Annotated in this window: 17 protein-coding genes; 8 read left to right on the top strand and 9 right to left on the bottom strand. The window is 67.1% G+C overall.

Annotated features, from left to right (window positions below):
* Positions 1–175: 175 nt before the first annotated feature.
* Positions 176–1,342, top strand: a complete 1,167-nt coding sequence (locus ACQPXH_RS31880; protein ID WP_433600108.1) for a glycosyltransferase family 4 protein — start codon at positions 176–178, stop codon at positions 1,340–1,342.
* A gap of 17 nt (positions 1,343–1,359) precedes the next feature.
* Here the strand turns inward: ACQPXH_RS31880 and ACQPXH_RS31875 are convergent, their stop codons facing one another.
* Positions 1,360–3,519, bottom strand: coding sequence for a hypothetical protein (locus ACQPXH_RS31875; RefSeq protein WP_433600107.1), 2,160 nt, complete (start codon positions 3,517–3,519; stop codon positions 1,360–1,362).
* Positions 3,520–3,760: 241 nt separating this feature from the next.
* On the bottom strand, positions 3,761–3,895 hold the full coding sequence (locus ACQPXH_RS31870; RefSeq protein ID WP_433600106.1) for a hypothetical protein: 135 nt from the start codon (positions 3,893–3,895) through the stop codon (positions 3,761–3,763).
* Between the two features lie 107 nt (positions 3,896–4,002).
* On the opposite strand from ACQPXH_RS31870, the gene ACQPXH_RS31865 reads away from it, so the two are divergent.
* Together ACQPXH_RS31865 and ACQPXH_RS31860 are read left to right on the top strand one after the other, a co-directional pair.
* Positions 4,003–5,286, top strand: coding sequence for a polysaccharide biosynthesis protein (locus ACQPXH_RS31865; RefSeq protein ID WP_433603652.1), 1,284 nt, complete (start codon positions 4,003–4,005; stop codon positions 5,284–5,286).
* A gap of 61 nt (positions 5,287–5,347) precedes the next feature.
* Positions 5,348–5,713: a VOC family protein gene (locus tag ACQPXH_RS31860; RefSeq protein ID WP_433600105.1), complete on the top strand. Its 366-nt coding sequence runs from the start codon at positions 5,348–5,350 to the stop codon at positions 5,711–5,713.
* A 69-nt stretch (positions 5,714–5,782) separates the two neighbouring features.
* Here the strand turns inward: ACQPXH_RS31860 and ACQPXH_RS31855 are convergent, their stop codons facing one another.
* Positions 5,783–6,880 (bottom strand): DUF3068 domain-containing protein, encoded by a 1,098-nt coding sequence (locus tag ACQPXH_RS31855; protein ID WP_433600104.1) that lies wholly within the window; start codon positions 6,878–6,880, stop codon positions 5,783–5,785.
* Positions 6,881–7,083: 203 nt separating this feature from the next.
* Here ACQPXH_RS31855 and ACQPXH_RS31850 point away from each other — a divergent pair, with 203 nt between their 5' ends.
* Positions 7,084–8,289 carry an acyltransferase family protein gene (locus tag ACQPXH_RS31850; RefSeq protein ID WP_433600103.1) on the top strand — a complete coding sequence of 402 codons (1,206 nt, stop codon included), beginning with the start codon at positions 7,084–7,086 and terminating at the stop codon, positions 8,287–8,289.
* A gap of 125 nt (positions 8,290–8,414) precedes the next feature.
* Here ACQPXH_RS31850 and ACQPXH_RS31845 read toward each other — a convergent pair whose 3' ends face one another.
* From ACQPXH_RS31845 to ACQPXH_RS31830, 4 genes are all read right to left on the bottom strand, one after another.
* Positions 8,415–12,764, bottom strand: a complete 4,350-nt coding sequence (locus ACQPXH_RS31845) for an alpha-(1->3)-arabinofuranosyltransferase domain-containing protein (protein WP_433603651.1) — start codon at positions 12,762–12,764, stop codon at positions 8,415–8,417.
* Positions 12,765–12,913: 149 nt separating this feature from the next.
* On the bottom strand, positions 12,914–13,081 hold the full coding sequence (locus ACQPXH_RS31840; RefSeq protein ID WP_433600102.1) for a DUF2613 domain-containing protein: 168 nt from the start codon (positions 13,079–13,081) through the stop codon (positions 12,914–12,916).
* A gap of 114 nt (positions 13,082–13,195) precedes the next feature.
* A complete protein-coding gene (locus tag ACQPXH_RS31835; RefSeq protein ID WP_433600101.1) occupies positions 13,196–14,287 on the bottom strand; it encodes an isochorismate synthase in 1,092 nt (363 codons plus the stop codon).
* 72 nt (positions 14,288–14,359) lie between these two features.
* The gene (locus ACQPXH_RS31830) at positions 14,360–14,839 is read right to left on the bottom strand and encodes a universal stress protein (RefSeq protein ID WP_433600100.1); all 480 of its coding nucleotides are present in this window, start codon (positions 14,837–14,839) and stop codon (positions 14,360–14,362) included.
* 148 nt (positions 14,840–14,987) lie between these two features.
* Here ACQPXH_RS31830 and ACQPXH_RS31825 point away from each other — a divergent pair, with 148 nt between their 5' ends.
* The 4 genes from ACQPXH_RS31825 to ACQPXH_RS31810 all read left to right on the top strand — a co-directional run bounded on the left by ACQPXH_RS31825 (position 14,988) and on the right by ACQPXH_RS31810 (position 19,990).
* Positions 14,988–16,316, top strand: a complete 1,329-nt coding sequence (locus ACQPXH_RS31825; protein ID WP_433600099.1) for an ADP-ribosylglycohydrolase family protein — start codon at positions 14,988–14,990, stop codon at positions 16,314–16,316.
* 37 nt (positions 16,317–16,353) lie between these two features.
* The gene (locus ACQPXH_RS31820; protein WP_433600098.1) at positions 16,354–17,514 is read left to right on the top strand and encodes a glycoside hydrolase family 3 N-terminal domain-containing protein; all 1,161 of its coding nucleotides are present in this window, start codon (positions 16,354–16,356) and stop codon (positions 17,512–17,514) included.
* A 252-nt stretch (positions 17,515–17,766) separates the two neighbouring features.
* Entirely contained in the window at positions 17,767–18,366 is a 600-nt protein-coding gene (locus ACQPXH_RS31815) for a TetR/AcrR family transcriptional regulator (protein ID WP_433600097.1), read from the top strand.
* A gap of 415 nt (positions 18,367–18,781) precedes the next feature.
* Positions 18,782–19,990, top strand: coding sequence for a DUF5685 family protein (locus tag ACQPXH_RS31810; protein WP_433603650.1), 1,209 nt, complete (start codon positions 18,782–18,784; stop codon positions 19,988–19,990).
* 55 nt (positions 19,991–20,045) lie between these two features.
* Here ACQPXH_RS31810 and ACQPXH_RS31805 read toward each other — a convergent pair whose 3' ends face one another.
* The gene (locus ACQPXH_RS31805) at positions 20,046–20,912 is read right to left on the bottom strand and encodes a MaoC/PaaZ C-terminal domain-containing protein (protein WP_433603649.1); all 867 of its coding nucleotides are present in this window, start codon (positions 20,910–20,912) and stop codon (positions 20,046–20,048) included.
* The gene (locus ACQPXH_RS31800; protein WP_433600096.1) at positions 20,912–22,270 is read right to left on the bottom strand and encodes a 3-oxoacyl-ACP reductase; all 1,359 of its coding nucleotides are present in this window, start codon (positions 22,268–22,270) and stop codon (positions 20,912–20,914) included. Before ACQPXH_RS31800 ends, ACQPXH_RS31805 begins: the two co-directional genes overlap by 1 nt.
* Between the last annotated feature and the right edge of the window lie 199 nt (positions 22,271–22,469).

Raw genomic sequence — 22,469 nt, 5'->3', positions numbered from 1 at the left:
GTGCGGGCAATGCGCCGCGGTCCCGCCTGCCTGGGCTGGGAATTCTCGCGGGCGTCGGTTGCTGTTCACGCGGTGCGCGATTGCTGGTAAGGGCGCGGTGGCGGCTGGTCGGGCAGGTGCGCGGGTTAGGGTGTACGGCGATATCCGTGACCTGCTGACCGAGAGAAGCTCCACAGTGCGCGAAGTCCTCCTGCTGTGCTGGCGTGACACCGGGCACCCGCAGGGCGGCGGCAGCGAACGATACCTGGAACAGGTCGGCGCGCAGCTCGCCGCGCGCGGGGTCAAAGTAACCCTGCGCACCGCGCGATATCCGGGCGCACCGAAGCGGGAGCGCATCGACGGCATCGATATCAGCCGGGCGGGCGGGCGGTTCTCGGTCTATCCGCGGGCGCTGGTCGCTATCGCGCTCGGACGGCTCGGCATCGGGCCGCTGCGAGGTCTGCGGCCCGATGCGGTGATCGATACGCAGAACGGGATCCCGTTCTTCGCGGGGGCGGCGACGAAGGCACCGTCGGTGGTGCTGGTGCATCACGGGCATCGAGAGCAGTGGCCGGTCGCCGGACGGTTCGTCGGGCGGATCGGCTGGTGGATCGAATCGCGGCTCTCGCCGCGGGTGCATCGGCACAACCAATACCTGACCGTTTCGCTGCCCTCGGCCGAGGAACTGGCCACGTTGGGGGTGGACGGTTCCCGGATCGCGGTGGTGCGCAACGGCGCCGAGCCCGTTCCAGTGGACGCGCCGACCGGCTGCGCGGAGACGCGCACCGAAGAGCCGCGCATCGTGGTGCTCTCGCGGTTGGTGCCGCACAAGCAGATCGAAGACGCGCTCGCGGTTGTCGCGCGACTACGGAGTCGGATTCCCGGCCTGCGACTCGATGTCATCGGCGACGGCTGGTGGGCGGACAACCTGAAGACCGACGCCCGCCACCTCGGCATCGCCGACGCGGTCACCTTCCACGGCCACGTCGACGAGCGGCGCAAACACGAATTGCTCGCGCGCGCTTGGGTGCACGTGCTGCCCTCCCGCAAGGAGGGCTGGGGCCTCGCGGTCATCGAGGCGGCGCAACACGGCGTCCCGACGATCGGCTACCGCAGTTCACGCGGACTCACCGATTCCATTGTCGACGGGGTGACCGGGGTGCTCGTCGACGATGTGAGCCAGCTCGCCGAGTCCGTCGGTGAGCTGGTCGACGACACCGAGGCGCGCGCTGTCATGGGGGAGAAGGCGCGTGCCCGGGCGCGTGAATTCTCTTGGGAGCAAACCGGTAACGGTGTGTACGAGGTGCTCGCGGCCGCGGCTCGAGGTGAGCACAGCTCGGGGCTTATTCCGCCAGGACCCTGATCGGTCGTGGGTCGCGGTCATGCGACGAACTCGTCTGCCGCTCGGGTCAACGGCGTGGGGCGCAATATGGCCGCGAGCAGCAGACCGCCGACCATGAGCGCGGCCCAGAGGATGTGGGCGGCGTAGGCGATCACGCGGTGCGCGGACTGTGATTCTTCGAGATGGTCGGTGGCGTCGGGGACTCGGTACAGGGCCAGTTGGGAGTCGGCGTAGACCGAGTCCAGCTGGGCGAGTGTTGTTTTCGACTCGCCGAGCGGTCCGGGCGTGGTGCGTTCGACGAGGACCCAGCCGACCCCGAGCTCACCCAACCGCCGTGCCGAATCACCGTGCAGCAGTGCGGTTTCCACCTCTCGGGCCCGGGCGCCCTCACCGGCCACGGTGCGCCCGTGCACCGGAAGCTCACCGGTCTGCAACACGTCGCGCGGCAACATTCGTGGCGCCGGATCCAATACCGCCACTTTGCCGCTGTACGGGAACTTCCGAAACATCCCGCCGGGCAATACGGCAACATCCCCAGACCCATCGATCCGCTCAGCAACCCGCTGCCAGCCGACGGAATAATGCACCGGCTTCAGCGCCCCACCCACACCCCAGGCCAAATCGAACAGCGGCAGCATCAGCAGCGCGATGAATACCGTTGCGGTCAAGGCCATCCCGAACGAGCCGCTGGACTCCTTCGCCGCTGCCGCGAAGCGCAGTGCGACCGCTCGACACCCAGCGGCGGCGCACAGCACGTACGCAGGCATGGCAAGCGCCACATACTTCTGCGTATCCCGCAACAACCCCGCGCCGGGCACATGACCGACGAGCCACTCCAAGCCGCTCATGCCCCACGTCGTGGCCCCCAATGCGGGCAGTAGGACGGCGAGAATCGCAAGTGCCAGCAATGCGCGACGGACTCGCAAGCCCTCCCGATCGATGCCGCCGGTGTCGCCGGCGGCTGTGTCGGCGTCGGTGGTCGTGGCCTCGGGGTGCGTCGAATTTGTGGTGTCGCCTGCGGGAGTCGCGCCGGCGCTGGATGTCTCGGACACCTCGCGATTCGAATCCGCGTCGCTGTCTGATTCGATGTCACCGGCATCGAGGCGGCAGGTTGCGGTATCGCCGGACTGTTCGGCAGCAGAGGCCGGCGAACGAGTTGTGGCGGTATCGGATTCATCGGCATGTGCAGGGCTGGTCGAGGGCGTGGGCCGATCAGCGGTATGGCGATTCGTAGCGGGTGCCTCGATCCCCGCGGTAGTGCGAATGCCGATGGCGACGAGAGTCAGCAGCAGTGCGGTGGCGATCAGGGCGAGGGGCGTGGTGCGCGAGTCGGGGACCGAGTCGGCGTTCCAGATTCCGCCGAGTCCGGCCAGGGAGCCGAGGGTGCCGAGGGCGGGTTCGGCGCGGGCGGCGAAGGCGGCGATTCCCGCGGGGTCGGACGGTTCGGAGCCTGCGCCGGACAGTGCCGTCGCGGTCAGCCACGGTGCGGACGTGGCCAGCAGCAGCGCGAGCGCGCCGAGTAGATTTCGCCGTCCGACCAGGACCATGGCGGTGCAGCCCGCCAGCAGCGCACCCGTCGGGGTCAGTCCCGCGGCCGCGAAGCATCCAGCCAGAGCCGCCCACGAACTCACCGCACGCCTGCGCGAAGCGGACTTTCCGCTTCGGCTGGAAGCGGCCTCGGCGTTCGGCACGAGTGGCGGCTGCCCGGGATCCGGGTTGATCGAGCAGCGGATTCGGTACGCGGCCAATGCGGTCCAGGGCAGAGCCGCATAGCCGGTCAGGAGGCTCCAGTGGCCCTGAAGGAGACGTTCGGCGACGTAGGGGTTCCACATCGCGACCGTGACGGCGACCAGTTGAGGGCCGGTCGATACCCGGAGCAATTCGCGGGACAGGACCGCGGCGCCGAATCCGGCTGCCCACAATGCGACGAGCAGTATTGCCTTGACGATCGAACCGCCGTCGATGAGCGGTGACAGCGCCGCCAGCAGCGCATCCTGAGGGACTGCGCGTGGGGCCGCGTCGCCGAGACCGAGTGCGGAGTCCGTCGGATAGGAACGCGGTGTGCTCACTGCGTCGCGCAGCAGAAGATAACCCGGGCCGAGTAGTGGCCCGGCGATGAGCAGCGCCAGCAGGCCGCTGTAACCGGCGGGGACGAACCTCGCCCACCGGGTGCGTCGAGCCGGGCCGCTGCCACTCACGCCTGTGCACCTTACGTACCGTCGAGCAAACCACCACCTTCCGGTACGGAGAATCCCGATCGGGTAGCCGATCGCGCCGAGCAGTGTTGCCAGGCGTTGGAGTTGGGCGTCGGCCTCGGCGGTGAGTCGCGCATCGAGCAGGCGCGGCGCCGAAGGATCGGTCGTGGGTGTTGTCCAGGAACAGGTTCCGGTTGTCGGCCTTGCTCCACCGGACCTGCCCCCTCGTGATCATGCGGCGAGGTCAGGTTGTGGGCGTGAGCGCGTCTTCGGGGAGCCGCATTGTGCGCATGGGACGGGCGGCCAGCGGGGTGAGTTGCTCGATATCCCACGGGGTGCCGGACATGCAGGGAACAGGGACGACAGTCGGTTCGGTCACGGTGGGCGCGTGCGGGGCGCGGGGTGGTGGGGTGCGACGATTGCCGCGTGCCTGCTGTCCGTCGTCTTCCCGTCGTCGCGGATCTGACGTTGGTCACGGCAGGGGCGATGACGGCCAATGTGGCGGGATATCTGCTGCAGATGCTGGCCAGTCGGTGGTTGGGGGTCACCGGATACAGCGAATTCGCCAGCCTGCTCGCGGTGCAGCTGTTGTGCGCGGTACCCGCCCTTGCGCTCCAGAACGTGGTTGCCAGGGAACTGGTGCGCGGGTCGAGTGTGGCGGCTCTGCGCGGGTTGCAGTGGCGGTGCGCGGTGATCGTCGCTGTAGTCGCCGCGGCGCTGATACCGGTTGTGACTGCCGTACTGAACGTCGGTGTACTCGCCGGTGCAGCGGCCCTCGGCGCGGCACCCGCCTTGGTCCTGCTATCCGGTGAACAGGGAATCCTGCAGGGCAGCAGACGCTTCCGAGCCCTGGCCGTGGTCCTGGGCGCGGCCGGGGTAGCCCGTGTGGTCCCGGCGTTGGTGATCCTCGCGGCGGGTGGTGGCACAGCTCCCGCATTGTGCGCCGCCGCCGCAGGAATCGTCGTTGCCTCCGCGTTCGCCCGCTCCACCGCGGGCGCGCCGCCAGTACGCATTCGCCCCGCTATCGCGCCTGCGACGGGACCGTCGCCGGACGTTACCGCCGAAGGACCGATGCCCGGATTCGCAGTCGACGAAGCGGGAACTCGAGATGACGTTCGGTCCGTCGGCGACCGGCCGACGGCTCAGGGTGTGCGTTCGGTCGGAGTGCTGCCGGTGTTGCGGGCGGCACAGGTGCAGGCGGCGTTGATGGCATTGTCGTCGGCGGATTTGATCATTGCGCGAATCGTTTTGGACGAGGCGGATGCGAGCCGGTACGCGCTGGGGGCGATCGCGGCGAAGATCGCGTTCTGGTTGCCGCAGGCCGTGGGAGTCGTGCTGTATCCGCGGATGGCGCAGCCGACGCATTCGGCACGTGCGATCCGGGATGCACTGGCGGTGCTGTCGGGCATCGGAATCGTGGCGGTATCGGGCGCTGCCTTGGCGGCACCGGTCGCGCCATTGTTCGCGGGACAGGATTACGCGCCGATCCAAGGCTTGCTGTGGTTGTTCGCCCTGCAAGGAGCCATACTCGCGGTGCTACAGGGTGCACTGCTTTCGGCGATCGCGGTGGACCGCACCGCCCTCGCCGCGGTGACCTGGCTCGGCCTGGTGGTCGAGGTGGTCCTCATGGCCTGTTTCGCACGCTCGGTACCGACGCTGATCACCACCGCGGTCGGTGTCGCGGCCGTTACCACCATCTTCGTTGCGGTGATCGTATTGCGTACCGCCGACCGCTCCGGGACTGCCGAGTTGCCGAGCGCATCCGGCTGAACATCCGGCGGGCCGACAGAACACGCATCGCGGAGCCGTCCGCTCACCTAGCATCACCAGCATGATCACCGCTGTGCACACGCTGGTCTACGCGCAGGATCCGGATGTGGCCCGCGCCTTCTTCCGTGACGTTCTCGGCTGGCCGAATGTCGATGCGCATGGGGGGTGGCTCATATTCGCGACTGGACCGAGTGAGCTCGGGGTGCATCCGGCGGATGGGCCGCCGCGTCACGAGATTTCGTTGATGTGCGATGACATCGAGCAGACGATGGCGGAATTGGGCGGGCGTGGGGCGGAATTCGTGGGTGAGATCGCCGAGCGAGGTTTCGGGCGCTGCATCGATATGAAGATTCCCGGCGCGGGAGTGATGCTGCTGTATCAGCCGTCGCATCCCGTTGCCTACCCGATGGGGCCGTCCGCGCCCTGAATCGACCTACGCGAAAACGAACTCGGCTCCCCGGCATAACGTCGGGGAGCCGAGTAGTCGAACCAACCGTCAGAGATTCTTCTGGATCCTGATCTGCTCGGTCGGAGCATCATCTCGACCGCGACCCGGCCCACGCCGACCCGCACCGGTCCCGCCGCGGATCCCCAGGAACACACCGCCGACCACGGCGGCGACACCGAGCACGCCGAGCACGATCGGCATGATACGGCCGTACAGCGACAGCTTGTCGATGTTCTCCTTGGCCACCGAGATCTGCGATTCGATGGTGTTCTCGTCGAAGACGAGGTGCGACTTCAGCGCGGTGACGTCCGGGTGGTCGCCGCTGCGCGCGTAGTACAGGTGGATCTGCTCGCCACCCTTGATCACGGTGCCGGTCTGCGGCTCGACCCACAGGTCGCGGGTGTTGGTGTAGAAGCGGGTCATGGTGACCGGGTCGTCGCCCTCGAGGCCCCACTTCGATGCGGGCAGGCTCAGCTTGTTGGTCGGCGCCTGGATCACGTCCCACATGTTCGTCACCGGGACCGACATCTGGAAGTGGTAGACCTTCATGTCGTTGATCTCGGACTCTTCGATGAAGTTCACGTCGAAGGACTTACGCGCATTGACATCGAAGTACGGGTAGGTCTTCTTCTCGGTGCCGATCGGGAAGCGGTACTGCAGGCCGGTGTGCTGGACCGGGTCGGCGATGCTCTCCATGTCCTTGTTCACCGTGACGGCAATGGAGCCGTTGGGGTCCTTGGCCACCGGCTCGCCGGTCTTGCGGTCGATGGTGACCCGGTCGACGGTCGCGGTGAGCAGGCCGGTGTCGCCCTGCTTATCGATGCGTCGCAGGGTCTGACCGGCCTGGACGGTCATCTCGGTGGCGTCGGAGGGCTCTTCTACGGTGAGGAACCGCTGCGAGATCAGCGGCACATTCGTCTCGATCTTGGCCGCGCCCTCCGGTGCGGTGAGCGACTTGGAGTCCAGGACCAGGCTGTCTTCGCCCGGCTGGTTCGTCGCGATGGTGGTGATCTCGAGATCGAGTGGAGTTTTCGCCAGTTTGCTGATGGTGTAGGTCGGGATCATAACCGCGGCGACGATCAGCAACGCACCCAGACCCACGAGCAGGCAGGCCACCGTCCTTCTGGTTCCGGCACTCAGTGCCATGCAAACTCTCCTCGTCGTAGAAAACGGGTCTGTGCGGCGAGTACTGCGGGCACGCCACGGCACTCGTGAGCCCCGACACTAACAGCCCGATGTCGTACCATGCGGTGCCGAGGCCGGATTCGACCCAGAAATCGCCCGAGTCCAGCGCGAACTCTGAAACGTGGGGTTACCAGCTGGTAGGAGATCCTGCAGACTGGAGTTCGATGACCGCCACCCAATCCGCGCCGACCACCATCGCACCCGCGCGTACACGCGGTTTCGTGCCCGCCTTGGAAGGTATGCGCGGCATGGCCGCACTCAGTGTGCTGCTGACCCACGTCGCATTCCAGACCGGCGCCGCGAATACGCCTGTACTCGGGCGGATCTTGGAACGGTTCGATATGGCGGTCGCGGTCTTCTTCGCATTGTCCGGATTCCTGCTGTGGCGTCCGCATGCGGCGGTCGCGCGCGGACTGGGCACCGCGCCGTCGGTCGCCCACTACTTGCGGCATCGCGCGGCGCGCATTCTGCCCGCGTACTGGGTTGTGGTCGCCGCGGTGCTGATCCTGGTGCCGAGTGCGGCCGATACCGCCGGCCTACGGGTATGGGCTTCGAATCTGGCGTTGACGCAGGTATTCGTGCCGCTCACGCTCACCGATGGACTCACCCAGATGTGGAGCCTGTCCGTCGAAGTGGCCTTCTATGTCGCGCTGCCGCTGCTGGCGTTCGTGGCGGTGCGGTTACGTGGCGATGCCGCGCGCTGGCGCGTCCCCGCGATCCTCGCGCTCGCGGTCGTGAGCCTGGGCTGGAACTTCATTCCGGTCCCGACTCCGGATGCCATTCACGCCGACAATTGGCTGCCCGGATATCTGCCGTGGTTCGCGGGCGGCATGTTGCTCGCCGAGCTCGTCGACAGTAGGGATCAGCTATCGTCGCGGCTTCGGCTGCTCGCCAATCAGCCGGTGATGTGGAGCATCGCGCTGGTCGCATTCCTGATCTCCGCCACCGACATGGGCGGTCCCGCCGGGCTGACGCGGGCCGAGCCCTGGCAGTACGCGGCGAAGATGGGTTTCGGCGCGATCATCGGTTTCGCGCTGCTCGCGCCGCTGGTGCTGCGCCCGCCCGGCGCGCGTCCACATCGCTGGTTGGAATCCGGGGTCGCCGCGATGATCGGGCGCTGGTCCTACGGCATCTTCCTCTGGCATCTCGCGGTGCTCTCGGTGGTGTTCCCGATTTTCGGAATCCTGCCGTTCGGCGGCAACTTCGGCAAGGTGCTCATCCTGACGATCGCGATCACCCTCCCGATCGCCGCGGCCAGCTATGCACTCATCGAGGAACCGGCGCGCCGGTTCGCGCGTGATCGCGATCGTGCGAAGGCCGCGCGCTCGGCTGCGACCGTGACGGAAGCGCGCGACGAGACGGTTGGCTGACCGGATTCGGGCCTGTGCCGCGTATTCCGCTGCGTGGTCCCTCGTCAGCGCCGACACCTCGGGAACCGAGGCAGGGTCGTAGTCGACTCCGCACTCTGCGCAGTCCGTCACCCGTTCGAGGCTATTCAATGATGCGCACGTCGGGCGGGCAGCGCGGCGATGCCGACGGCGATCACGGCGAGCAGTGCGGGTACTTGCACCCACAGCGAGCCGCCCATGTATCCGCCTGCGGCGCGCCATGGTCCGGTGGAAAGGGCTGCCGACGCGGCGGCGGTGCCGAGGCCCGCGACGGCGGTGAGGACTTTCGGCGTCACCCGTGCGGAGAACCGAGTGGCGGCGAGCGCGACCACGGTCAGTGCGGTGCCGACGGGTCCGGCGATGACGGTTGCTACAGCAGCGATTCCGAGCGCGCCGAGAAGGCGATTGCCCCAGCTGGTCGGGGGCGACACCCCGTCGGCGGTCCGCTCGGCTGCGTGCATGTCGGAGTCGGCACGGCTGTACTTACCAGGCGGATTTCGGGTGGCGTCGGCGCCTGCGGGCGAATTCGGCTCCGGACCAACGGTTTCCGGGCTCCGGCGCTTGCGAGGGATGGCGATCAGGATGAGCGGGATGAGCAGCAGCAGGCCGCCGAAGATACTGAGGCGGTACCAGCGGTCGATGGGGAATGAGACGGTAATGGCATTCGAGTGGTTGTCCGGGAGCAGCCAGCCTTGCTGCCAGCCGTTGACCACGACCGGCTCGAGTTCCTTGCCGTCGGCGGTGCGCGCCTGCCAACCGACATTGGTACTGAGCGGCAGGACGAGGAGCTGTCCCGATGTCGCGGTGGGCGCAGCGGCAGGGGGGAAATCGGTGCGGTTCAGGCGAAGTCGGTCTACGAAGAACAGATCCGTCGGTGCGACCGTCACGTCCGCACGCCCCGCAGCCACCGGGATCGTGTCGGTGGATCCGCTGTCGGCCGCATCCGGTGTGCGGGCTGTGCTCAGGCCATTACCGAATGCGGGGTTGGTTGAACCGGGGCGGGCATTCCCGGTGTCCGCCAACTCGGGCGGAAGTTCCGAATCCGCACACACGCGAGCGGGAACCGGTGCGCCAGAGCGCAATTCATCAGCGGTCGCGGTGACGGACGTGCGCACGAATCGTCCACCGAGCGCAATCGTCGGCCCCTGCGCACACGGGACGGTGATCAGCCGATCCCCGGGGGCGGGCGCCGGGTAGTCGGGACCGAGTACCGATACCTCGGCGAGACCGGGTGGCTGCGTCTGGGCGAACCCGAGGGCGGTGCGGTCGAGGACCGGCTTCCAGGTCTGGATGCTCAGTTCGATGCGGTCGGTCACGGTGGGCTGCAATGACACTCGGGTCGATTCGCCCGGTTCGATCTCGCGAACCTGTGGGCCGTTGCCGAGATTTACGACTATCGAAACAGGTGCGGCGGGCAACTCGCCGAGCGACGGTGTCACGTCCAACCCTGTCACCAGCGCCGGTTCGGGCAATTCCAGTGTGAGTGTCGGTTTGCCGCCCGCCAGATTCCGCACCGAATCCTCCGGCGCGGTCCAACTCGTGCGCGGATCCCCATCGGTGGCCGCGAAGGCCGAACCACGGAGGTCACCGACGTCTGCCTTACCGCGGGCGACGGGACGCGTGTGGTCGGTGAGCAGCGCCTCGAGCGCCGGACCCTGTCGAGTCCGCACGGTCAACTGCGGCGTCACATTCACCGGTTCCGGCACCGACAGCGTGCGTTCGAACGTGCCGGGTTCCTCCGGCGCCAAGGCAAGTCCCTTGCTGCATCGCACGCGGTCCGGCGCATCGAAGCACGCACTGCGCCCGGGAAATTCCTGACCGAGATCCCAGGCCCGCACTTGCGCTCCCGCCGGGGTGGGCGGAAGCACGGTCCGATGCCGAATATCGACCCGCGCCGGCGCACTCCGGTCGGTGTAGTCGTCCAGAGTCAGCTCGCTGATTCCGAATTGCCCACCGCGCGTACCGTCCTCGGTGCGGATAGCGGTAATGGTGAGCCAGTCGGTCTTGCCCGCAGGCAGCGAAATCGACACCGGCATACCAGGTTCGGGAATCCGCGCGGACACACTCCCGTTCGCGGTCCGCACCTCGACCCACTTCACCGGATCGCCGATCGCGGCCGAGCTGGTGGTCAGTTCGAGCAGTCCGGAGCTGATCGGATGATCGAGATCGAGCCGAAGCCATTGTCCCAGTGCGTGTTCGGCGCCATTGCTGATCCACGCGGTCGACGGATCACCGTCGACAACCGCGGCCGTCGAACTGCCGGGCGCGGAGCCGCCCAACTGCGTGGCGTCGGCGGCGGAACTCGATGCGGTGACCGTCGCACCCGACCATTCCCCGCGCACCAATTCCGCACCGGGAACCCGATAGTCGGGCACGAGGTTGTGCGTGCGGCGCGCATCGTCGGGCGCGCGCAGCGCCGAATTGTGATTGTCCACCCGACCGAAGTCGGCCTCCCGGTCCATCGGCGTATCCGTCACCGTCAACGGCCCGATCGGCAGACCGGCCGCCGCCGCATCGGATGCGAGAAGCGTCGGCGCGGTTCCGGGATCGCGGCGCAACCGTTCGAGCACTTCCGGCCCGCCCTGAACCGTACCGACCGAGGTCATGGGCACCGTGTAGGCACCGGGGAATGATGTCGGCGCGCCTGTGCCGCTGTGGATCTCGATCGGAGTGCCGGCGGGCGATGCCTCGACGCGATAGATCTCGACCGCCCGATACGCGGGGCGCAGATCACCATCGGCGACCAGACCGTCGGGTCTGACAGTCTCGATCGGATTGCCGAATTCGGCCACCTTGTGCAATCCGGGCGACCCGTCGATCGCCTGATGTGCCAGCATCGGCCGGGTCGAACGCGACGTCTCCGGATCGAGATCGTTGCGCAGTACCAGAATTCCGATGCCCTGCTCGGCCAGCGTCGCGGCGAGTCCGGTCGAGGGCCTGCCGTCGGCGATCAACCGCTGCACCGAATCCATGGCCCGGATGGTGCCCGGCGGGTTCAGTGGCACCGCGTCCCGGATTGCCCACGGCGTACTCGCGAGCGCCTGCAGCGGTTCGTCGCGGGTGAGTCCCCAAATCTGACTGCCGAAGGGGGCGCCGGGCACAACCAGCGCTCGGGTATCGGAGGCATTGTGGGACAACCACTGCGCCGTCCGCTTCCAGTACTCGGGCACTTCGTCGTAGGCGCCGCGCGGTGCGAGCTTCGCGGTCCAGGCCAATGAGGTGGACAGCGCGAGCGCGGTGAGGATCAAGGCGGCGACGGCGACGGATCTATCGCGTTCGGGATGGGCGAAGGCGCTGCGCCACACCGGCATCGGAACGGACGCGGGCAACGGCACCTTGCTCAACATATGCGCGAGACCGAGCACCAACGGAATTCGGATCAGCGGTTCCAGCTTGTGCACGTTGCGCAGCGGCGCGCCCCCGGCGTCCAGGAACACCCGCACCGAATCCGCGAACGGCCCGCTCAGTTCACCGACAAATCCGGCGCAGATCCCGAGCAGCCCGACCAGCAGAATCAGCGCGAGCCGCCCGCGATACGGCATGGACCGCATCGCCAATCCGGCCATACCCGCCGCCGCGAGCAGTCCGGTGGCCAGCACCGCGGCGGGCTGGGTCACCAGTACCGCGCCCGCGATCCGCTCCGGCGAGACGAACGGCGTCCAACTGTCGGTGCCGCGCAGCACTTCACCGAGCGAGGCCCACTGCGTGGTCACCCCCGACGATTCGATGTAGTCCAGGAACGGCGGACTCACCTTGCCGAGCAACAGCAACGGCACCGCCCACCAGAATGTGGCCAGCACCAGCAGCGGAATCCAGGCCTGGGTGAACCGCCACCACTTCCGGTTCGGTCGATACGACGCCCACCACAGCAGCGCGGGCAGAAACGCCGCGACCGTCGCCACCGCATTGACCGCACCCATCAATGCCAAGGCCAGCGCACTACCTGCGGGCGAGGCCGCACCCCCGCGCCGGTTCCGGTAGGCGGTGCCCAGCGCGGCGGGCGCGAGCAGCACCCACGGCGCGAGCACCATCGGCAGCGTCTCCGAGGAGATCGAACCGAGTGTGGTCAGCACTCGCGGTGACAGTGCGAATGCCCCCGCCGCCACGATCCGCGATCCGCGTGCGCCGATGCCGAGCACTTCGCAGAGCCGCACGATGCCCCAGAACCCGGCGAGCAGGAGCAACGCCCACCAGATCCGCTGCGTCACCCAGGCGGGCAGACCGAGTAAATGTCCGGCTGAGAAGAATGCGCCGTGGGGGAAGAAATATCCGTAGGCCTGGTTCTGCACCTGCCCCATCGGGGCCTGACTGCTCCACAGGTGGGCGGCGCGTTCGAGGAAACCCAGCGGATTCTGCGCCAGATCGTATTTGGTGTCGGCGACCGTCAGGCCGGGCGCCTGGAGAAAGGTGAGCAGGAATGCCGCGACCACGGTCCCGACGAACCAGCCCCTGCCCAGCGGGGCGCTCTCATACTGACGCGCCGCGCCCGAGGAACCGAACGAGTCGGTGGCCGAAGCAGCGGGCTGTGTTGAATCCGCGGCGCTCACCGGCCCTCCGTGGTTACGCAGGCTGCCGCCTACGGGCCTATCGTTCGCGCCGCGCGGGATCAGCGGCTGCCGTACTCGACATTGTTGAGTAGTGAGGAGGTCGAGTCGGAACGCTCGATATCGGGCCGCGTGTTCTGCTGCACTGCCATCGTGATGACGAACACCCCGATCACGCCCAACACGGCGCCCGCGACTGCACTCGCAACACCAGGGACAGCAAACTTCATCGCGGCACTCCAATACATCGATGCAGGCATATTCTGGGCCAACCTAGCAGGGCAGCGCGCGATCACCTACGTTCAGGCCACCGATAGCGGAATCGAATAGCGGGCGCGGGTCGCTCAGCTCGGGATGGCGCAGTGCAAACTGCCGAGCAGTGTGCGCAGTTTGGCGCTGGTCTCGTCCAACTCGGCATGCGGATCCGAAGCGGCCACGATGCCGCCGCCCGCGAAGGCACGGATCGAGCGCCCGTCGGCGGCGATTTCCGCGCTGCGAATCGCGACCACCCATTCGCCGTCGCCGTACGCATCGCACCAGCCGACCGCGCCGCCGTAGAAGCCGCGTTCCTCTTCTATGTGCGCGATCGTGTCGAGGGCGAGATCGGTCGGCGTGCCACAGACCGCCGGGGTGGGATGCAAGCGGATCGCCAGGTCGAGCGCGGTCGTCGCGGGATCGCGTAGGCGACCGGTGATCGGGGTGGCCAAATGCCAGACCTCGTGGGTATTGATCAGCTGCGGGGCGTCCGGAATGGTGAGTACCGCGCAGACCGGCGCGAGCACCTCCCGAATCCACTCGATGACGAACGCGTGCTCATCGCGATTCTTGGTGCTGGCCAACAACTCTCGCGCCTGCGCCGCGTCGTCGTCCGGATCGGCGAGGCGCGGCAATGTCCCCGCGAGCGGATGCAGCGTGACGGTCGCGCCGTGCCGTGCGACCAGTACCTCGGGGGTGGCGCCGACCAGCGTCGCACCCGGCCGACCCGCTGCCGTCAGATCGACCGCGAAAACATTCGCGTGCGGATGCCTGGTCAGCAGATGCCCCGCGACCAGCTCCGGTTCCAGCGCGCTGTCGGCTTCGGCCAGCACCGATCGAGCGGCCACGACCTTGCGCAACGGCTGCGCCGGATCGTTCAGCTGCTCGACCAGTTTCGTCACCCGCGCGACATGCTCTGCCGGACTTGGTATTTCGGTGATGACCCGAACGGCGGGCAGGTCGGGCAGCGCTGCGGGCCGCCATGGCCCGACCGTGCGCTGGGCCCGCTCGGGCACGCAAAGCGCGGTCGAATTCCGGGGATCGAACGGCAGGGCGCCGACGATCAGCTCGGCGGTCCCGTCCCGCAGCGCCGCCACCGCCCGCGCCGCCTCGTCGAAGGTGACCTGGGTCCCCGACGCGCGGATCACCCCACCGGGCTGAGCGAGCAAGAAACCGTTCATGATCCCTCGACCCTAACCCCGCAAACCCGGAGCAGAGCCACCCGAGCGACCCAAATCTCAGCGACCCGAATCTCAGCGACGCCGTTCCCTGCCCGGCGGCACCATGAGCACCGGACGGTGGCAATGCTTGAGTACGGCGTCGGCGACGCTGCTGTGCATCAGCGCTCGAATACCGGTGGCGCCGCGCGTCCCTGCCACGATGATGTCGACGTCGAGGTCGTCGGCGGTTTCGACGATGGCATTCCAGATCGTCGACGTGCACTCGGCGGTGCGGGCCTCGGCATTGAGACCGGCGAGTTTGGCCAAGCGGACGCCCTCGATATTGATATTGCGGGCGTCGACATAGGCGACATCCTCGATCTCCTCGTCGGGCACCCATTCCGGCTGCATCACACCGGAGAGTCCGGACAGCCGAGCGGCCTGGCGCACCATCGGTTCCCAGGCGGTGAGCACCACCGCTCTGTTCGCCGCGAGGAACCGGCCGGCGTATTCGATGGCCCGCTTGGCATTTTCGGAACCGTCATAGGCAATGAGCATGAGATCGCACGGCACGATGACCTCCAGGTAGGAGTCATATGGCTACGCCACAACATTACTCCGGACAACCCCGACACGAGGTATTGCCGCGCGCGGATAATCTGCAGCGGGAACGGATTGAACGGCGAAAAAACCGACCGGGCGACACGGACCAGGAGCGGATATGCCCGATGCGAACGAACTGGTGTTCTTCGGCAGGCACGAGATCGACCCGCGGACCCTGCTGTTCTACGAATGGCGGCAGCGGCTCGAATCGGGCTATTCGGTGGCCGAGTTCGAGTCCGAGGTGCGCGCGCTCGTCGCCGCCGATCATGTCGAACCGGCCGAATGCTGGGCGATTTTCGATCGACTCGAAAACGCCGAACGCGATCCCGACTGGGGTTATGACGAATCCGGAACTGCGGCACCGCAGTCGGCAATCCGGCCGGTCGCGCCGATACCCGAGCTGTTCGAGCGGATCCACGGCGGTTGGCTCGGGCGCTGCGTCGGCTGCACGCTCGGCAAGCCGCTGGAAAACGGATTCGTCTGGACGCCCGCACGAATCCGCGCCTATCTCGAGCGGGCCGACGCCTATCCGCTGACCGACTATGTGCCCGCATTATTGCCGCCGTCGCCGGAATATCCGTTGAATCCGACCTGGCCGGTATCGGCGAAAGGCCGCATCGACGGTGCACCGCGCGATGACGATGTCGATTACACCGTGCTGGGATTGCACCTATTGGAAACATGTGGAACGAATTTCACGCAATCCGATGTCGCCGATGCCTGGTTGGAACATCTGCCATTTCTGCAGACCTACACCGCGGAGCGGGTCGCTTACCGCAATCTGATTGCCGGTCGGAAACCACCGGAGGTGGCCGGGTATCGAAATCCGTATCGCGAGTGGATAGGTGCGATGATTCGCGCGGATATCTACGGTTACGTCAACCCGGGTAAACCGGCGCGTGCCGCCGAACTGGCCGCGCGCGATGCCGGGCTTTCGCATACCGGCAACGGTGTGTACGCGGCGATGTGGGCCGCCGCGCTGGTGGCCGCGGCCTTCACCGCCGACACCATATCGGATGCGCTTTCCGTTGCCCAGCAATGCATTCCGGCACATTCCAGGTTGCGCGTCGCGGTCGCCGAAGTGATCGTGGACCATGACGGCGGCAGGTCATGGGAGCAGGCTCTCGCAGCGATTCACCGCCGCCACGACCGCTACAACTGGGTGCACGCCATTCCGAACGCCTGCCTCGTCGCCGCCGGTTTACTCTGGGGTGCAGGCGATTTCACCCGCACGATCGCGCTGACCGTGCAGGGCGGTTGCGATACCGACTCCAATGGCGCGACCGCGGGTTCGGTCGCCGGAATCCGCGCCGGTGCCCGCGGGATCCCGGCGCACTGGACCGATCCGTTCCACGACCGACTGCACAGCGCGGTCTTCGGCCACGACGGTTGCCGAATCTCCGACCTGGCCCGCCGGACGCTGCGACTGGCCGCTAGCCATACCTGAGTCGAACCGTCCGCAGCACGCCGATTACCGTGGACTTATGCGGAAGACGCCTCTCGTCCTGCTCGCAATCCTCGCCGCCGTCGCGACGGCGTGCTCGAACGGCGACTCCGGCCCCGCGCCGTCGAAGTCCGCGATTCCCGCCGTGACGGCCGGTTCCGCGGCTCCCGCCACCACCACCGTCAAAGGTGACTGCGGTGCCGACTTCCTCGCGAAACTCACCCTGCGCGAGAAACTGGGGCAACTGCTGACAGTCGGTGTCACCGGTGCCGACGACGCCACGAATGTGGTGCGCAATTCGCAGGTCGGCGGCATTTTCGTCGGCGGCTGGACCGATAAGTCGCTGCTGGGTGACGGCCTGATCAAACAGGTCGAGGCCGCCGCCAAGGTACCGCTCATGGTGACGATCGATGAGGAAGGCGGCCGCGTCTCCCGGGCCAAGGATCTGATCGGCGCCGCCCCATCGGCCCGGGTGACCGCCCAGACCATGACAGCGGATCAGTTCCACGACGCCACCGTGACCCGCGGGCGCGCACTGAAGGATCTGGGCGTCACCGTGGACTTCGCCCCGGACGTCGATGTGAGCAGTCAGCCCGACGACTCGGTCATCGGTGACCGGTCCTTCTCCGACGATCCCGCGGTGGTCACCGAATACGCCGGCGCCTACATCCGCGCCATGAACGAGGTCGGGGTCGGCACGGTGATGAAGCACTTCCCGGGCCACGGCTCCGGATCGGGCGATTCGCACACCGGCGCCGTCCGCACCCCGCCGCTGACGCAGTTGCAGAGCGTCGACCTCGTGCCGTTCCGCAATCTGGTCGACTCCGGCGCTGCCGCCATGGTCGGTCACCTCGACGTACCCGGCCTGACCACTCCCGATGTCCCCGCCAGCATCAGCCCGGAGGCCATGTCACTGCTGCGCGACGGCACCGGCTACGGCGCGGCACCGTTCCGGGGTCCGATTTTCACCGACGACCTCGGCGGCATGGCCGCCATCACGAGCCGGATGAGCATCGAGGACGCGGTCGAGGCGGCGCTGATCGCCGGTGCCGACACTGCGCTGTGGATCACCACCGATGCGGTGCCGCAGGTGCTGGACCGTCTCGAGCAGGCGGTATCGAGTGGGCGCCTGTCCGCCGAGCGGGTCGGGGCATCGGTGCTGCGGATGGCTCGATTCAAGGGCGCGCTGCAGTCCTGCTGACGATTGGCCTTTCCAAGCGACCTGCGTGAAGTCGCCGGTGGCTCTCGTATGTTGTACAGCCGCCCTATCGCCGTACACCCGTAGTATTCCCCTGCTGGACAGCCGAACAGCTGCGCCCGCGAATCCAAGGACATCGCGGTCCGAAGGATGGGAGCCGAGTGCCGATAGTTCGCCGAACTTACGAACGCGCAATCCGACCCGCCGAACTTACCTTGGAGTAATATAAGAGTTTCACCATGTGGTAGGAGAGTAATGGCGGGCGGAACGAAGCGACTTCCTCGGGCGGTTCGTGAGCAGCAGATGCTCGACGCCGCGGTCGAGGTTTTCTCGCGTAAGGGGTTCCACGACACCTCGATGGACGCGATCGCCGCCGAGGCGAAAATCTCCAAGCCCATGCTGTACCTCTACTACGGCTCCAAGGATGAATTGTTCCGCGCCTGCATTCAGCGCGAGGGATTGCGCTTCATCGAATCGGTGGCACCGGCGGGCAATCCGCAACTGTCCCCACATGAACAAGTGCGCGCGGCGCTCGAGGGTTTCCTCGGATTCGTCGACCGCAACCGCAACTCCTGGCAGGTGCTCTACCGCCAGGCAATCGGCCAGCAAGCCTTCGCCTCGGAAATCGAAAACGCCCGCGAACGCGTCATCGAACTGACCGCCAAACTGCTCGAATCCAGTGCCAAGCACGCCGAACCCGGTACCAACTTCGATATTGTCGCCGCGGCCGTCATCGGCGCGGGCGAGGCCATCGCCGACCGCGTAGCCAGCGGCCGCATCGAGGTCTCCGAGGCGGTCGACCTCCTGGACGACCTTGCCTGGCGCGGTCTCGCGGGGCGCAAGAAGGCGGAGTAACTCACTGGCCCGTATGCGCCCGGTCGCCGCTCCCGAGTGCGCACACTCTTCGTCCCAGCTACACACCCCGTATGGCCGGTATGCGTAGACAAAGCGGGGCAGCGCCTGAGTGGCCCTGTGGGTTCGGCCGCTCTGGCCGTAGCAGCGCACTTCGATTTGCGGGCTGACATCGCGCGGATAGGGCGTGGTGTTCCGGAGCTGTCAGAGGACCGTGGTGGTTGGCCGCCCCAGCGCGCCATTGTCGTAGCAGCGCAGATCTATTCGCGGCTGCACATCGCGTATAGAGGTGATGGTGTCGGTGTGCACATGTGGGGCGGTGGCTCGGCTTGCGGCAGGGTTGACGGGCTGCCAGAGTGCGGGAGATCAAGAGAGTGGACCGGCGCTGTGGTCGGGGAACGGGGCGGAATTGTTCGGGATGTTGCGGCCGTGTTCGCATGGGGCCGAGAAGTACGGGATCGATGCGAGCACGTGGCGTGCACATATGTGTGGGCTGTGTTTGGGGCTGCGGGATGGGCACGGGCAGTTGGCGCGGGCGGCGACCAATACCGATGCGATCGTCCTGAGCGTGCTGACCGAGGCACAGATGTCCGGCCCGACCGAGCGGACCACGGCGGGGCCGTGCGCGCTGCGGGGGATGCGTCGCGCCGAAGTGGCCAGTGCGGATTCGCCGGGCGTACTGCTGGCTGCCACCGCGTCACTGTTGCTGGGATCGGCCAAGATTCGCGATCACGTCGACGATGGTGACGGTTCGGTCCTCTCCCGGCGTCCGATGACGAAGGTATCGAGTCGCTGGGCCGACCGCGCGCGATCGCAGGCATCCCTGATCGGCCTCGATGTGGAACCGCTTGTCGCCGCGATCAATTCGCAGTCGCATCTGGAAGCTCTCGCCGCGGCGGGTGCCCGACCCACCGCGGGCACGTCGGAAAATGCGTCTCGCACAATCTCTCTCGACGAGTTGACCGCACCGACGCAGATCTGCGCAGCGGAATTCTTCGCGCACACCGCGGTGCTGGCCGATCGCCCCGATAACGTCGCCGCTTTGCGTTCGGCGGGCAGGAATTTCGGACGGATAGCCCATCTCGCCGATGCCGTCGCGGACTTCGACGACGACCGGACCCGCGGCCGCTTCAATCCGCTCGCCGCCACCGGGACCACCATGCCCGAGGCATACGACTTACTGCGGCAATCGGATTCGCACCTGCGCAAGGCCGTCGCGAAGGCGAAACTGGACCAGGTCCCGACCATCCGCTGGATGCTGCTCGACCCGCTGCACGCTTTGGTACGCAGGGTCGGCCGCGGCGTGGGCACAACCGCCCACGCCTGCAGCACATCTCGGCACACCGCGACGATGCAGTACCCGCTGCCGCCGGGAACCGGATTCGAGAAGCCGCCGCGTCGCCCCGGCATCGGCGAGGCGCTGGCACTGGTCCTCGGCGTCTACTGCACCGGCTACGCCTGCTGCGCCGACCACACCAACCCGTGCGATGGCACGCGCAAGGACGCCTGGATCAAGGACTGCGACTGCGGCGATTGCTGTGACTGCGGCGATTGCGGCTGTAACTGCTGCGGCAGCTGCTGTGACGGTGACGGCTGCTGCTGCGACGGTTGCGGCTGCGACTGCTGAAACTCGGCCCAGAAACAGCGAAGCCGCACTCCAGGAGTGCGGCTTCGCTGTCGGGTCAGCGCAGCGTGGCCGTCAGATGCGGATACCCCTTCTTCGGGTGCAGCATTGCCAGGTCCCAACCGCCCTCGACCTGATCGGCGTACACATTCACCGTGGACGGCAGCAGGATCGGCTTTCCGAATTTGACCGCGTAGCCGGCCTTTTCGGGAATCCGCCCCTCGACATTCGAGAGGATGCTCGCGGCCGACCACATGCCATGGGCGATCGCCTTCGGGAAGCCGAATGCTTTGGCGCCCAATGCCGAAGTGTGGATCGGGTTGTGGTCTCCGGAGGCGGCCGCGTAGCGGGTGATCGTCTTCTGATCCACCCGAACGGTGCGCATCGGCGGCGGCGGAACCTCTTCCGGCTTCGGCTCACCCTTCGGTTCGCCCGAAAGCGAGGTGCGCTGCTGGTGCAGGAAGGTGGTGACCTGACGCCAGACCGGTTCCCGGCCGACATTCACCTCGGTGATCGCATCCACCAGCAGCCCCTTCGGGTGCTCGCGCAGATTCTCGATGTGCGTAGTGAAGTCCAGTGGTTCGCTCACCGAGATCTCACGACTGCGCTCGATCAGATTCTGCGAGTGCACCGCACCCACCGCGACGAACGGAAAGTCCCGTGCCACAACCAGTTGCATCGCCAGCGGGAAACTCAGGATGAACGGGTAGGTCAGCGGCAGCGAGTCGCCGAACCGCAGTCCGGTCGCCCGGCAGTACGCGGCCAGGTGATCCGGATCCACGCGCAGGCCCTCCAGCCGGACGACGCGGTCGGGCAGCGTCGCTTTGCGCCCCGAGACCAGCGGCACCGGCACCGCACCGAGCGCGGCCTTGACGAAAAGGCTGCTGTTCTTGGGAGGTTCGGTGAGCGTGATCGTCTCGGTCATCATGCTCCGATCAGGCTCTGCCCGCAGACCCGAACCACATTGCCGCTCACCGCATTCGACGCCGGGCTGGCGAAGTAGGCGATGGTCTCGGCGACGTCGATGGTCTGTCCGCCCTGCAGCAGTGAGCTCATCAGCCGACCGGCCTCACGGGTGGCCAGCGGAATGGCCGCGGTCATGGCGGTTTCGATGAAACCGGGCGCGACGGCGTTGATGGTGATGCCCTTCTCGGCCAGCTTCGGCGCCTCGGCGTTGACCATGCCGATGACACCGGCCTTGGACGCGCCGTAGTTGGTCTGACCGCGGTTACCGGCGATGCCCGCGATGGAAGACACGTCGATCACCCGACCACCCTCCTTCAGCGCGCCACGCGCCACCAGACCCTCGGTAATGCGGTGCGGTGCGGCGAGATTCACGTTGATGACCGACTTCCAGCGGCCCTCGTCCATATTGGCGAGCAGCTTGTCGCGGGTGATGCCGGCGTTGTGCACGATGATATCGATGCCGCCGAAGCGTTCGGTGGTGAATTCGGCCAGCTTCTCGGCGGCATCGGGTGCGGTGACATCGAGTGCGAGAGCGGTGCCGCCGACTTTGTTGGCGGTGGCCGAGAGTGCCTCACCGGCGGCCGGGATATCGGCGACGATCACGGTCGCGCCGTCACGGGCGAATATCTCGGCGATAGTCGCGCCGATGCCGCGCGCGGCGCCGGTGACCACGGCGACCTTGCCGTCGAGCGGCTTGTCCCAGGCGGCCGGGGCCACCGAATCGGCCGAGCCGACCCGGATGACCTGCCCGTCGACGAAGGCCGACTTGGCCGAAAGCAGGAAGCGCAGTGTGGATTCCAGGCCGGACGCGGTGGCGGATGCCTCCGGGTGCAGGTAGACCAGCTGGGCGGTGGCACCGCGCAGCAGCTCCTTGGCGACGCTGCGGGTGAAGCCCTCCAGCGCGCGCTGGGCGATCTGCTCGTCCACGCCCGCGGTCAGTTCGGGGGTGGTGCCGATGACGACGATGCGCCCGGACGCCGCCACGCTGCGCATGGCGGGCTGGAAGAATTCGAACAGCTGCGAGAGATCCTCGACCGTGCCGATGCCGGTCGCGTCGAAGACCAGCGCGCCGTACTTCTGCCCCGAGGCGGGCGCGTCGGCGAAGGTGTAGTCCGAGAGCAGCGTACGCACCGGTTCGGCAACGCGGCCCTTGCCGCCGAGCAGCACCGGACCGGGCAGCGGCGGCTCACCGGCCTGGTAGCGGCGCAGGTTCTGCGGCTGCGGCAGGCCCAACTTGCTCGCCAGGAATTGGCCGGGAGCCGAGTGTACGAACGATCCGTAGAGGTTGGGAGCACCCTTGCTTTTGCTGGCTGCCACTGTTTCTCCCTTTTCTCGTGTGTCGTGGTTTCGGCGCGCCGGTGGCTGCGTTGCCGAATGGTCTACATGCCCCGGCGCGAATTTACGCAGACTTGCGGGGTACGGTGTCGACAACAAACTTACTCCAGAGTAAGTTTAAAGTAAACCAACCGCGACGGGGCGCCGATCTGCACGGACACGTCCGTGTCGAACGGCCCAC

Origin of the sequence: Nocardia sp. CA-135953, from assembly GCF_050955735.1 — a bacterium.
GTDB lineage: Bacteria > Actinomycetota > Actinomycetes > Mycobacteriales > Mycobacteriaceae > Nocardia.
The sequence above is the reverse complement of the archived record's forward strand: the minus strand, read 5'-3'. Positions and strand labels throughout refer to the sequence as shown.